Annotated in this window: 14 protein-coding genes; all 14 read right to left on the bottom strand. The window is 66.1% G+C overall.

Annotation, left to right across the window (positions count from 1 at the left end; genetic code table 11):
• Nucleotides 1-63: 63 nt before the first annotated feature.
• The 14 genes from G453_RS0104475 to G453_RS0104410 all read right to left on the bottom strand — a co-directional run bounded on the left by G453_RS0104475 (nt 64) and on the right by G453_RS0104410 (nt 11,654).
• Nucleotides 64-579 (bottom strand): hypothetical protein, encoded by a 516-nt coding sequence (locus G453_RS0104475; RefSeq protein ID WP_027190081.1) that lies wholly within the window; start codon nt 577-579, stop codon nt 64-66.
• Between the two features lie 1,053 nt (nt 580-1,632).
• The gene (locus G453_RS0104470; RefSeq protein ID WP_027190080.1) at nt 1,633-2,028 is read right to left on the bottom strand and encodes a hypothetical protein; all 396 of its coding nucleotides are present in this window, start codon (nt 2,026-2,028) and stop codon (nt 1,633-1,635) included.
• Nucleotides 2,029-2,030: 2 nt separating this feature from the next.
• Complete coding sequence (locus tag G453_RS28360) at nt 2,031-2,255, bottom strand: hypothetical protein (RefSeq protein ID WP_043644375.1); 225 nt, start codon at nt 2,253-2,255, stop codon at nt 2,031-2,033.
• Between the two features lie 3 nt (nt 2,256-2,258).
• A complete protein-coding gene (locus G453_RS0104460; RefSeq protein WP_027190079.1) occupies nt 2,259-2,582 on the bottom strand; it encodes a hypothetical protein in 324 nt (107 codons plus the stop codon).
• Nucleotides 2,579-3,082, bottom strand: a complete 504-nt coding sequence (locus G453_RS26015; protein WP_051271656.1) for a hypothetical protein — start codon at nt 3,080-3,082, stop codon at nt 2,579-2,581. Before G453_RS26015 ends, G453_RS0104460 begins: the two co-directional genes overlap by 4 nt.
• Nucleotides 3,083-3,094: 12 nt before the next feature.
• Entirely contained in the window at nt 3,095-4,426 is a 1,332-nt protein-coding gene (locus G453_RS0104450) for a phage tail protein (protein ID WP_027190078.1), read from the bottom strand.
• Nucleotides 4,427-4,434: 8 nt separating this feature from the next.
• The gene (locus G453_RS0104445) at nt 4,435-5,046 is read right to left on the bottom strand and encodes a phage tail protein (protein WP_027190077.1); all 612 of its coding nucleotides are present in this window, start codon (nt 5,044-5,046) and stop codon (nt 4,435-4,437) included.
• Entirely contained in the window at nt 5,036-6,157 is a 1,122-nt protein-coding gene (locus G453_RS0104440; RefSeq protein ID WP_027190076.1) for a baseplate assembly protein, read from the bottom strand. Before G453_RS0104440 ends, G453_RS0104445 begins: the two co-directional genes overlap by 11 nt.
• A complete protein-coding gene (locus G453_RS0104435) occupies nt 6,135-6,515 on the bottom strand; it encodes a GPW/gp25 family protein (protein ID WP_027190075.1) in 381 nt (126 codons plus the stop codon). The genes G453_RS0104440 and G453_RS0104435 overlap by 23 nt, the downstream gene beginning before the upstream one ends.
• On the bottom strand, nt 6,505-7,125 hold the full coding sequence (locus G453_RS0104430) for a phage baseplate assembly protein V (RefSeq protein WP_027190074.1): 621 nt from the start codon (nt 7,123-7,125) through the stop codon (nt 6,505-6,507). Before G453_RS0104430 ends, G453_RS0104435 begins: the two co-directional genes overlap by 11 nt.
• The gene (locus G453_RS22330) at nt 7,115-8,113 is read right to left on the bottom strand and encodes a phage late control D family protein (RefSeq protein ID WP_051271653.1); all 999 of its coding nucleotides are present in this window, start codon (nt 8,111-8,113) and stop codon (nt 7,115-7,117) included. Before G453_RS22330 ends, G453_RS0104430 begins: the two co-directional genes overlap by 11 nt.
• Nucleotides 8,101-8,319 carry a tail protein X gene (locus tag G453_RS0104420; protein ID WP_027190073.1) on the bottom strand — a complete coding sequence of 73 codons (219 nt, stop codon included), beginning with the start codon at nt 8,317-8,319 and terminating at the stop codon, nt 8,101-8,103. Before G453_RS0104420 ends, G453_RS22330 begins: the two co-directional genes overlap by 13 nt.
• Nucleotides 8,316-9,401 (bottom strand): phage tail protein, encoded by a 1,086-nt coding sequence (locus tag G453_RS26010; RefSeq protein WP_051271651.1) that lies wholly within the window; start codon nt 9,399-9,401, stop codon nt 8,316-8,318. Before G453_RS26010 ends, G453_RS0104420 begins: the two co-directional genes overlap by 4 nt.
• Nucleotides 9,402-11,654: a phage tail tape measure protein gene (locus G453_RS0104410; protein ID WP_027190072.1), complete on the bottom strand. Its 2,253-nt coding sequence runs from the start codon at nt 11,652-11,654 to the stop codon at nt 9,402-9,404.
• Between the last annotated feature and the right edge of the window lie 108 nt (nt 11,655-11,762).

Below are 11,762 nucleotides of genomic sequence, written 5' to 3'. Positions count from 1 at the left end.
CACTTCTGGACAATCCCTTCATGGTGGCCGCACATGCGCGGCCAATGTCAAAGAGCCGAACTGCTACAGGCCGAGGATCGCGGCCTTGCGCGCCGCCGTGATGTAGCCCTGGGCGGCCAGGTACTCTACGGCCCGGACGGTGCGCGGATCGTCCAGGCGGATGGAGTCCGCCGTGCGGTACTCCTCCCAGAACAGGCCCACGGTGGGGTCCGTGGCTTCCAGGGCCTTGAGGCGTATTTTCTCTTCGTCGGTGAACAGAGCTAAGAATTCGAGCTTGGTGTGCTCGATCTTCGGGGTCGGGATCGACGGCGCGGGCGGATTGTCGATGAAGTCCAGGCAGTCCGCCCAGGACACCACGGGGGATTTGACCCGCACGATCTCGCCGTCCTGGACCACGATGGCCGGGTAGGCGCTGAAGTTCGGGCAGGCAGCCACGGCCAAGGTGTGCTTGGAGATGACGCGAACCTCGCGCCCGTCATAAATAATATTCACGTCGGTTCCGGCAGGTTCGCCGCCGAGTTCTGCCATAAGGATTCGGGAGGCCGCATTGTTGGGGTCGTGGAGAAGGATGTAGATCATGGATTAATACCCCATAACAGCGAAAGTTTTGCTTTCAGTATGCCCAGCACCGCCAGCAGCACCATTGAATCCGGCGTTCACACCTCCAGGCCCACCGGAAGCCATTTGGTTAAATGTGCCAGTCAATGTGCCAAGGTAGTAAACACCGCACTTACCACCACCTGATCCACCACTTGCATAAGAGTTTCCAGGGATGCCTGCTGTCCCGTTTGCGGTAAAAACGTGCCCCGCAGTGAGAGATACATTTCCTCGAACGATACAACATAGGAATCCGCCGCCCTGCGACACACCCGCAGCATATACGGACTCTCCGCCTGGGCCTCCGTATTGGTCGGCTACGCTGGCGCTATACGATGATGACCCGCCGCTAGACCCACCTCCCCATGTACGTCCAGGGCCTCCTGCGCTGCCACCATTCTGCGTGTATCCTGTGGCTCCTGATCCAGGCGCGTTTACACCGGCATTGCCGGCAGATACTGCGGCTCCGCCAGTGTTTACCTTCACTTGTGCACCGCAGCCGGACACCGAAATGATTGTTCCGCCGAACGGCGTCCACGTTGCCCAGTCGCACTGCACATCACCCATTCCCGGCAGGGGCGCGGCATACATGGATGGGTCGAAAATGCAGTAGCTGGTGGCCCGAATCCAATCCAGGAACTGCTTGAGCGATGTGTTGCGCCCGGTGAACGTGATAGATTGCGGGACGAATATATCCCGAGAGACGGCCCAATGCCGTGACCCGTGAGCGCCCATTCCGGTCATGGATATGGACCCGGACGCCCCCATGGAGAGGCTGTCTGCGATGGGCATCAGGCCCCGGCAGCGCTGCGTGACGGTTAAAGCAGCGTTTACGACGAGCGCCCCGTAGCGGACCACCTGAATCGGGCCATCCAGATTGGTGGCGATGGAAGTGGGCACGCTGATAGTCACGTCGCCTCGGCTATCATAGAGGGCGAAGAAGTTCGCCAGATTCGCGCCTGGCGTCCAGGTCCAGGCCCAAGTCTGGGCTGCCCCGCCCGCCTTTTTCAGTGAATAGAGACTCATGCCATCCCCCTAGAGCGGCGCGCCTTCGAGGTGCAGCCAGATGGTCTTCGCGGCGGTGACGTTGGTCACGGGCTTGACGTACAGCCCTTCGGACGGGGCCAGGGCCATGGACTCGCCCAGGTTCAGGTCAGCCAGCAGGTCCTTCCAGGCCACGCCCGCGCTGTTGCCCGCGCCCGCTGGCACGGTGACGCAGCCGATGGGATAGTAGGTTCCGCCGATGTTGCGGGCGGCGAGCAGGCTCACGCCCGCCGTGTCGTCGCTGACGGCGCGCACGCGCCCGAGCAACGTGCCGTTGCCGTCCACCGGGCTGTCATAGAACTTCTTCCAGGCTCCGTTGTCCGCGCTGGTGACGGCGAGGCCCACGGACACCGGGGGAGTGCCCGGCCAGGAGATTTCGGTCGCCATGATTACCCCCAGTCCCCGAAGTGCTTTCGGATGGTTGCGAAGAAGAGGTCACTGCCGCCCGAGGCGTTCTGGCCGGGAGGCCCCTGCGGACCTTCCGGGCCTGGAGCGCCCTGCGCACCCTGAAGACCCTGCGGCCCCTGGGCACCCTGCTGGCCGGGGTCGCCCCTGTCCCCTTTGACGCCTTGCGGCCCGGCCTTGCCGGTGCGTGGGAAGTGGTTGTACGCCATGGTTTACCCCCAGAACGCCAGCTGCACGATGCCCGGCTCCCTGGCCGCCACCGTGATGTGGGTGACGCCTTCCAGCCGCCTGCCCTGCGGGTTCAACTCCAGGCCGGTTCCGTTCGTGACCGACTCCGCCGGGATCTGCGCGGGGCCGGGGCCGTATTTGACGAAGTAGTTCATCTCGCCGGTCATCAGCACGTGGACCGCGCCGCTGGGTACGGGAACGGTCTGCGACACGTCCGCAGCCAGCACCAGGTTGTCCACGTGGTCGGGCGTCGGGATGACCCCGAGCAGCGTGCGGACGTAATCTGAGCGGTTGATCAGTTCCTTCACGACGCATCTCCCGTGAGCTGGGGCGCGAGCTTGGCGCGCTCGGCCTTGCGGGCGATCAGCTTGTCCTGGGCGGCCTGGGGAAGGTCGGCCATGGCGATCACCCCCTTGGCCACCAGCGTGTCGATAAGGTCTTCGGAGACGCGGGCCATGTCCATGGAGTCGGAACGAGCCAGGGCCTCCCTGGCCAGCTCGGCTTCGGTCTTGACCGGCGCTGCCGGGGCCGTCTCGGTCATGTCCGCGTCCGGGGTCACGCCGATCTGCGTGATGGCCAGTTGCTCGCCGGAGGTTATGTCCCAGAAGAGCACGCCACGGAAGTCAGCGGCCACGGACCACTTGCCCTGCACCTCGTCGAAGATGGCCACCTGCCGTCGCGCCACGGCGGGAGGATCCACATGGGTCGCGTTGGCCGGGGCGGTGTGGCCGCCGGTGCGCGGGTCCGGGTATTCCTGGACCGGGCCAAGGTATTCCTTCGTGACCGGGTGATAGCGATAGAACAGCATTCGAACGCCTCCTTAGAACGGCAGTCCGTGGGTGATGTGGTAGTAGACGCTCTTGTTGCGGACCAGGTTCTCCACGCCCCCGGTGGGCTGACAGGTCGTGGTGTTCATGGGGCAGGGATTCGGGTTGCCCCACTGGCCCGCCTCGCGGTCGCCGAACGCCCAGGCGCTGCCCTCGCCAATGCCTTGCAGGCCCATGTCGAGCGGGTGGATGTGGCTTTTCAGGCTGTCCATCTGGACGGTGAGCGGCTTGTCTCCGGTCTGGCCGTCGCCGCGCGCCTGGCGCGTCTCGGCACCGAGATCCACGCCAGCGCCGTCGTCCACGCCGCGCAGGAAGTAGCCGCCCAGCACCGGCGTGCGGAAACTCCATGAAAGCACCGTGAGCGTGCCGGAACCGTTGTTGGTCAGGTCCACGATCAGGCCGTTGGGCGTCTCGCTCACCTTGAAGGACGCGCCGGACTGTTCGCGCACATGGTAGTCCGTGCCGGGCTGAAGCCCGCCCGGCAGGCTGCCGGTGCTGGACAGGCGGATGACCGAACCCACCGGAAGGGCGCGGTCGATGGTGACGCGGTCTGAGCTGGAGTCCACGGAGATGGCGCTCACGCCATCGGCGGGCAGGATGTCGCCCTCAATGGTGCCCAGGCGTTCGAACAACGCCGAATACGTGGTCCGGCTGTAGACTCCGCCGTTGCAGCGCAGGGCGCACGGTTCAACGGGATTCGTGCTGGGCACGATGAGACCGGCGGGCAGCGCCCCGGACGCTCCTCCGCTCTGGGCCACCTCGCTGGGTGCGTTGGCGTAGAGGGTGATGGCCGGGATGCTGCCCGGCCCGCCCTTCACGGCCTTGAGCAGGCGCATGTTGGTGCGCGTGGTGGCTCCGCCGCCGGTGCCGGGCGGGTCGGTCTCGTCGCCGTTCACCATGGCCAGGGTGACTTTGAGCTGCCGGTCCAACGGGTCGGCGATGACTCCGGGCAGGGTCTCGTAGGCCGCCAGCTCGCCGCACTCTGGGGCAACGGAGGCACGCAGGAAGCGTGTGGCGTAGTCCGGCACCTGGAAGACCCGGCTGGTCAGGTCGCGGGTGTTGAAGAGCACCCCGCCCACCATGAACAGCACGTTGTCCTCCACCGTGACCTGGTCCGCCCCGGCGATGCAGGGCATCTTGTGGTCCGTAGTGAACACGGCGGGCATGAACAGCTGGGCGATGGTTGTGGTCAGCGCGCCCGAAAGCAGCGAAAGATCGTCCTGGAGCAGGTTGACCATCTGCTCGGGCAACGGTTCCTCGTGTTCGAACGTGTGCGAACGGCCTTTGATGTAGCCGGGGCCGGTGGCGAATGCGGGTATCGGCATAGTGTCTCCTAAAAGGTGTCCACGCCCAGCCGGGCGTACTGCGGATGTCCCAGCAGGATGGGGCCGAAGCGCGTGACGTGGCGGCAGCGGGCGGGCTTGACCGCCGTGGCCAGGGCGTCCACGTCGCGGGCGGCGACGGCGGACTCGCGGGCCTGGCGGCTGTCCAGGTTGATGTCGAATTCGAACCAGCGGTCGGGCATGCCCAGGCCGTCCCTGCCGAGCTTGGAGCTTCCCAGCCTAAAGCCCGACCTGGGCGGCTGGGCCAGGGGCTGCCCCAGGCCGGTGCGTCCGAGCAGGAAATACTTCTTCTCGCGGATGCGCGACGTGAGCCCGGTCATCTCCCGGACCAGGGCTTCCAGGTGGGCGGGCGTTCCCTTGCGGCGGTGCCAGTCCACCGAATTCTTGACCTTCTCCCGTCTGTCCTCCTCGGAGGCGTCGGGGCGGATGAAGTCCACGTGGAACTGATCGAGCAGGTGCGGCAGGATGTCCGGGGCTGCCCGGTCCACCAGATTCACCAGGGGCACAGACAGGTCCAGCAGCTCGATCCCGTCCACGATGGCGGCCAGGGCCTTGCCCGATTCGTCGGCGATGCCGGGCGGCAGCAGATCTTCAGTCAGCATTGACGAACCCCGTCACGTTCACGGCGATGGCCGTGCAGTCCGCGTATTCGTTGGCGGCCAGGGTCATATTGGCAGCGGGGGCCTCCATGACCACGTCCTGCACGCCCGGCACCTGTCCGATCAGCGTGAGAATGCGGCTGGCCACCACCGCGCCGCCGAGCTTCAGACGCAGCCCGGCGGCGTGGTCTTCCAGCAGAGCCTTGGCCTGTGCGGTCACGGAAACAGAATCGGCCCAGGATGCCAGGGTGATTCCGGCGCGGATCTCGAAGACCACCCGGCGCGGCTGACGCACGGACACCGTGTCCGACAGGGGCCGCACCGAGCGGTCGTTCAAGGCCGCGAACACCAGATCCAGGATTTCCCGCGAGGGCTGCCCGGCCCTCATGAGCGGATAGAGCGCGACAAGCCCCGGCCAGGGCTGGGACACTCCCACGTCCACGATGTCCTGATGCACGGCCAGGGCGTTTGCGCGGTAGGCGTCGTAAGGACCGGCCACCGCGAACCCTTCAGGCCCGAGCAGGATGCGCAGGCGCAGGCGCTCGTCGTCCTCCACGTCCGCGCCGCCGTAGGTCATGGTGATCGAACTGATGGATTCCACCGCGTCCGGCAGCACGCCGTCGGCCTCCACTTCACCGGCCATGAAGCCGTTGCCCGAAGTACCCGCCGCATCGGCGCGGGCCTCCGCCTGCCCGGTAATCAGTCCCGGCTCGATCAAGAGCGCCGCCATGGTGGAGAAGGTCAGCTCGCCGCCCTTGGCCGTGAGGGCCGTTCCCATCGGGATGACCACGGCTTCGGCCTGGGCCTCTTTTAGGCGCACGCGAACCGTGCAGCGCGCGGGCTGGGCTTCCAAGCGGTAGACGCGCACCAGCTCGCCCAGGTAGTCCAGGATGGGGCCGCGCGAGTAGCGCACGAGGTTCAGCTTCGCCGCCTCGTTCTGGGCGATGCGCCAGATCAGCTCGCGGTAGGCCACCACGTCCACCAGCAGGCGCTCCGGCTGGGCGGGATAGAGCGTCTTGCCGGTCATGGCCTCGTACATGGCCACCGCGTCCGCCGTGATGGACGCGCCGTCGCGGTCCACGAAGGAGGGTTCAGGCAGCGTCGACGAAGCCATAGGAAACCTGCTGGGTTTGCGTCTGTCCGGCCAGGGCGGCGGTCCATTCCAGGGTGAGTTCCAGGGTGGAGCCGTCCACGCTCCAGGTGATGCGTTTGAGCTTGGCGCGGGGCTCCCAGCGCTCCACGGCGTCGGTGCATTCGCGGATCACGTTGGGCACGGCCACGGTCACGGGCTTGTCCAGGTAGCGCCAGGCGTCGCAGCCGAATTCGGGGCGGTGCGGGTCGGAACCCTTGGGCGTCTTGAGCAGGATGGAGATGGCCTGGCGGATGTCGTTCAGGGCCTCGACCACCTGGCCGATGCTCCCAACCTCCGGCGACCAGTCCGCCGATCTGATGCTGCGCGCGTCAATGCTCATGATGGTTCGTGTTGCCCTTTTCGTCCCTGATTTCTCCGGTGACCTTCACGTCGCCGTCGTTGACTTGATCGCCCACGTGGTCGTAAAGCCCTTCGTGCCGGAGCGTTCCCCGGAGGCGGAAGTTGGCGGCCACCTCGGCCTCGCAGTCTTCCTCGCCTTCGAGCGGCAGCCATTCGATGCGCGGGGAGCGCATCACGATGCGCCGTCGTCCCACCAGCTCAAGCTCCGTTTCCGACTCCACGCGTACAGACTTCTCCGCTGTCAGCTCCACTGAACCCTTCACCAGCGCCTTCAGGTGGTGGGCCTTGGTGTCGTATTCCAGCGCCGTTCCGTCCTCGAACAGGATGTGGAACTTGCTGGCCTCGTCCACCGGCGGCTTGTCCGCCTCCGAGTAGATCGCGCCGACCACCACGCCCGCCTCGCAGTTCTCGTCCATCAGGCAGGCCACGTGCTCGCCCTCCTGGGGCAGCAGGTACGCCTTGTTGGCCAGGGTGAACGGCGCGGCCACCGGCAGCCACCAGGATTCCAGATCCTCGTTGTCCGCGAACTTCACGCGGACAACGGCGCGGGCCGCGTCCACGGCGCAGACCACGCCGAACTTAAGCCCCACGCTTCACCTCCAGACTGGTGGAGTAGCCCCCGCCGCGCGTGATGGTGTGGGTGGACTTGTCGATGAACCAGGTCCCGTCCAGCTTTCCGAACCCGGCCACGGCCACGGTGTTGCCGGACATGGCCAGGGGATCGCCTTCCATGGTGAGCGTTCCCTCGAACCGGGAGTCGTTGGCGGCGTCCAGGGCGGACTTGGACATGAGTGCGGCGTGGGCCTTGCTCTCGGCCCGCTTCGTGAGCTTGAGGGTGTCGGCTACGCCGTCCGGGGCGTCTTCCCGCTGCGTGTGCTCGTTGACGCGCTTGGTGGCCGGGTCGTGGTAGGCCACGTGGGCGGACTTGTAGGTCTGGACGCCTTTGTCCCTGAAGCTCCAGGTGACTTGGGTCTTTTCATTGAACACGCAGGACGGCGCGCGCGAGGTGAGGCTTCCGGAGCGCGCGAACACCAGCTGGTCGCCCTTCACCGAAAACAGGTGGCCATGCTGCTCGGCCAGACGCTTGAGGAAGGACAGATCCTTCTCCTGGTTCTGCGTGGCGCGCTTGAGCTCCACGTCCGCCACGTCGCCCACCACCGTGAAGCCGTGCCGCCCCGCGATCTCCTGGGCGATCTGGCGCAGGGTCTTGCCCTCGTAGGCTTTTGAACGCTCGGTTCGAAGCGTCTTGGACACCCCGGCGGCCAGGGCGCGGATGTTCACGATGGATGGCGGGCCGTCGAAGCCCACCTCTTCGACCTCGAACAGGCCGCAGTCCACCGTGGCCTCGCCCACGTAGCCGATGCGGGCGCTGATCACGTCGCCTTTGGTGACGTACCATTCGTTCATGAAGCCGCCCTCGGCGTCCTCCAGGGTGAGCGTCAGCTCGTCGGACTCGCCGTGGGCCGCGTCCGTGTAGGTGAGGCTCTCGAGGTACGGCCCAAGCGCGGTGGACGCCTCGCGGCCCGACCAGGTGATGAACCAGGCGGGTTCCCTTACCGTTTCCCTTATCGTTTCCATGGCGGCAGCTTCTCCTTGGGCGCGGCGGTCTGGACCTCGACCACGGGAATGAGCAGCATGATGCCGCCGGGCAGGATGGGATACACGGGCACGTCCGGGTTGGCGGCCATGATGCGCTCGTAGGCCAGGGCGTCGCGGTAGTAGCGCCAGGCCAGCAGGTCCCAGCGTTCGCCCTCCACGGTCAGGTGTTCCAGGAAGGTGGTCATGTCGTGGGGAACCTCACCTGGTCGCGCATCCAGGAGAAGGAGCGGCCCTGCCCGAACAGGTCGCGCGGCACCGGCGACTCCCGGTTGGCGGCCTCAAGCAGCGTCCCGCGCATTTTGGTATAGACCGGCAGGCGGGTGACGAGCGTCCTGGCCATCTGCTCGGCTTCGCGGGTGGGGAAGTGCTGGGCCAGGGTGTCCAGGCGGTTTCCGGCCAGCTTCTTCGCAGCGGTGGCTGCGGTGCCGAAGAAGTCGCCCTGCATGGCGGGCTGAACGGTCTGCCAGATGGCCGTGGTGGGGACCGAGCTGAGAAAACCCTTGGTCATGCCCACGGCCTGGGACGGGTCGCGCGTGGTCATCCCGGCGGTGAGCAGCCCGGCTGCGGAGGTGGCCAGCCCGTTTACGCCGGTCGCGCCGATGCCTGCCGCCGCCTTGGCCACCTCGGTCACGCCCTTTACGAACGTGGAGGACTTCCAGCCGGACAGCTCCGAGCCCTTCTCCAGGACGTTGCGGGCGTCCGGCCATTCGACCGGAGTGATGTCCAGATCATGCAGGGAGGCTTCCACGTCTTCCGGCAGAAGGTTGGGGTTGACCCAGGGCTTGACGCCATCCTCCTGCCCGGTTTCGGGGACGGCGTCCGCCAGCGCCTTGACCGCCACGGCGGGGGACTCCCCGGCCAGGATCTGCGCCTCGCCCAGGGGCGCGGCGGTCTGCCCCACATGCTCCTTGAGGGTGAGCCTGCCGGAAATGGACAGGATGCGCCCGTCCGGGGCCGTGTGGCCATACGTCTCGGACAACGCGGTGATGACGTACCGGCCCCGGTATTCGCCGCTGCCCATCATCAGCGCCAGGGGTTCTTTCTTCCCGGCGGCTTCCTTGAAGCGGTCCAGGCTGGCCTTGGGGTCCGCGTAGCTGACGTGCAGGCTGTAGCCGAGGTTTAGCTCTTCCAACCCCTGGCCGGTGCTCTGAAGTTTGGGCTTGCCCCCGACGACCTTGTGCTCAGCGTAGTCCCAGCTGTTCGAGCCTTCGAACGAATCAGGCGCGGTGAGGATGTCGAAGACGACTTCGCCCAGTTGCGCCCACATTTAGAAGGCCCTCCTGTCCCGGACGGCCTGGGCCTGGGAGATCATGCGCAGAAGCTCGGGCATCTTGGAGCGCAGGGCGGCAAGCACCTGGTCGGCGCTTTCCTGCCCGCCCTGGCCGTTCACGGTGATCTGGGGCGAGAAGTTGACGGTGATCTGTCCGCCAGCTCCGCCTGCTCCAGGGGCATGGGCCGCAGAGCCAGAGGCCAGCGTCGGGGCCGGGCGCGGCATGGCCAGGGCGTTCGGGGTCGAAAGAGGGGCCAGGGCCAGCATGCCCGCAGCCGCCACGCCGGACGCGGCCTTGACCAGCGGGCCGGGCTGCATGGCTGCGGCGATGGTCTCCACGAACTTGATCTTGTGGATGTCGCGCAGCGGGCCTTCCTTGGCCGGGCTGAACGGGAAGTACGCGCGGACCTTGCCCGCGATCTCCTTGACCTTGTCCAGCAGCATCTGCGCCTTGGACTGCACACCCTGATAGATCGAGGTGATGATGTTCGAACCAGCCTCGAAAAACACTTTCGGCAGCTCCGCCAGACCGGTCACGGCGGCGATCGCGTAGTGGCCGATTTTTCCCAGGGCCAAACCCACTCTCTGGCCGAACGCCAGCGCCTTGTTTCCGGCATCGTCAACGGGCGTGAGCAGGTTCATGAACCACCGCCACAGCATCTTGAGAGGCGTGGCCGCCCAGGACAACACCGCCCCCAGACGCGCGAAAAGCGGCAGGACCGGCGCGAGCCCCTGCTTGAGCCCTTCCCAGAAGCCGATGAAGAAGTTCTTGATGGGAACCCAGTACTTGTAGACGAGCAGCGCTCCCACGACCAGCGCGCCCACAATCAGCCCGACAGGGTTGGAAAGCATGGCCAGGGAAAGCCCCCTGACCGCCGTGACGGCCCAGCCGATGCCGCCAGCCAGCAGCTTGAGGCCCCCGGCGGCCACCGCGAATCCGCGCGCCGCAAACGATGCGGCGATGCCCAGGCCGCCAAGGCCGATGAGCAGCACTCCCGTGGCCAGCGCGCCGATGCCCAACCACTTCACAAGATCCTGGTTCTGCTCCACCCAAAGCATGAGCGGGCCTCCAGTCAGCTCGTTGAGCTTGTTCAGCAGGGGGTACAAGGCCGTGACCATGGGGCCGCCCAGGGCAGCCGCCAGGTTCGTGAGGGTGCCGGTGAAAGCCTCCCAGGTATTCTTGGCCGACTTGGTGGCGTGGTCGATGCGCTGCATGATGTCGGCCTGCCGGTCCAGGGTGGCCACCGCCTCGTGCAGCCCCGTCACTCCCATGTCCACGGCGAGGCTGGCCGGGCGCATGCCCTCCTGCCCGAACAGTTTGGTCAGAACCAGGAGCCGCTCTTCCTGGGAGAGCACCCGGAGCTTTTCCATCTGTTTGAACAGGTTTTCCAGGCCGCCGAACTCTCCCTTCTTGTTGAAGAACTGGAGATTGATCCCGTAGTGATCAAGCTCCGCGTTGACCTGCTTCATCGCCTTGGAGTTTCGCCCCAGCTTGGAGTCCAGCTGGCCGATCTGGGAGAGCATCATGGAGAAGTTGGTGCCGAACTGGCTGCCCTCCAGCATGCGCTGGCTGGCAGCGCCCTGGAACGCCAGCATCATCTTGGCGTTCTCCGCTCCGGTGAGCTTGAGCGTGTTGAGCATGGCACCGGAATAGGACGCGGCGGCCTTGATCTCGTCTGGAGCCATGCCGAAGGCGAACTTGGCCTTCTGGGTCAGGTCCGCCATCTTGACCAGCTCGTTCTCACTCAGGCCGTAGGCTTCGCGGAACTTGGCCACCATTTCAGCGGCGTATGCAGGCGTCTGCTTGAGGAGGACGGCCAGGTAGGCGGAGGCCTTGAGGCCCCCGCCCACGATGGCTTCCAGCCCCGCGCCCTTCTCGGACAGGGCGGCAGCCGCGTTGATCATGTCCGCCGTGGTGCCGGGCAGGAGGTTGCCCAGCTCCAGGGCCTGGCTCTTGATTTCCGCGAATTGGGGCGGGATGCGCCCCAGGTTGTCCATGAGGGCCACGCCTAGGTTGTTGAAGGCGGCGTCCTGGTCGGCGAAGGCGGTGATGGGGGTCTGCATGGCCTGGAGGATCTGATGCCCGGCCAGACTGGCGGCGGTGCCGATCTCGGCCATCTTCCTGGCGGTCTCCATGGCCTTGGCCTGAAGACCGCCAAGGCCGCGAGAGGCTGTGCTGCACGCCTGGGTGATGGGGCCGGACATTTTGTCTATGGCCATCAGGACCATGCCGAGCTGCCAGGTGTTCATATCGTCATTCCGCCTTGTGCATCGAGTTGTGGTAGTTCACCGCCTCCTTGACCCAGTGGCACAGCTCCCGCGCCTCCATGTTCAGGAGCTGCTCCAGGGTCCAGCCGG

Origin of the sequence: Fundidesulfovibrio putealis DSM 16056 (genome assembly GCF_000429325.1) — a bacterium.
GTDB lineage: Bacteria > Desulfobacterota > Desulfovibrionia > Desulfovibrionales > Desulfovibrionaceae > Fundidesulfovibrio > Fundidesulfovibrio putealis.
Note: the sequence above shows the minus strand (reverse complement) of the source record. Positions and strands in the feature narration are given on the sequence as shown.

Excerpts from the sequence above, each read along its gene's own strand:
- G453_RS22330 (WP_051271653.1), bottom strand. The coding sequence starts at position 8,113 with ATGGAAACGATAAGGGAAACGGTAAGGGAACCCGCCTGGTTCATCACC.
- G453_RS0104410 (WP_027190072.1), bottom strand. The coding sequence starts at position 11,654 with ATGAACACCTGGCAGCTCGGCATGGTCCTGATGGCCATAGACAAAATG.
- G453_RS0104420 (WP_027190073.1), bottom strand. The coding sequence starts at position 8,319 with ATGACCACCTTCCTGGAACACCTGACCGTGGAGGGCGAACGCTGGGAC.
- G453_RS0104445 (WP_027190077.1), bottom strand. The coding sequence starts at position 5,046 with ATGCTGACTGAAGATCTGCTGCCGCCCGGCATCGCCGACGAATCGGGC.
- G453_RS0104475 (WP_027190081.1), bottom strand. The coding sequence starts at position 579 with ATGATCTACATCCTTCTCCACGACCCCAACAATGCGGCCTCCCGAATC.
- G453_RS0104450 (WP_027190078.1), bottom strand. The coding sequence starts at position 4,426 with ATGCCGATACCCGCATTCGCCACCGGCCCCGGCTACATCAAAGGCCGT.
- G453_RS28360 (WP_043644375.1), bottom strand. The coding sequence starts at position 2,255 with ATGGCGTACAACCACTTCCCACGCACCGGCAAGGCCGGGCCGCAAGGC.
- G453_RS0104470 (WP_027190080.1), bottom strand. The coding sequence starts at position 2,028 with ATGGCGACCGAAATCTCCTGGCCGGGCACTCCCCCGGTGTCCGTGGGC.
- G453_RS0104435 (WP_027190075.1), bottom strand. The coding sequence starts at position 6,515 with ATGAGCATTGACGCGCGCAGCATCAGATCGGCGGACTGGTCGCCGGAG.
- G453_RS26010 (WP_051271651.1), bottom strand. The coding sequence starts at position 9,401 with ATGTGGGCGCAACTGGGCGAAGTCGTCTTCGACATCCTCACCGCGCCT.
- G453_RS26015 (WP_051271656.1), bottom strand. The coding sequence starts at position 3,082 with ATGCTGTTCTATCGCTATCACCCGGTCACGAAGGAATACCTTGGCCCG.
- G453_RS0104440 (WP_027190076.1), bottom strand. The coding sequence starts at position 6,157 with ATGGCTTCGTCGACGCTGCCTGAACCCTCCTTCGTGGACCGCGACGGC.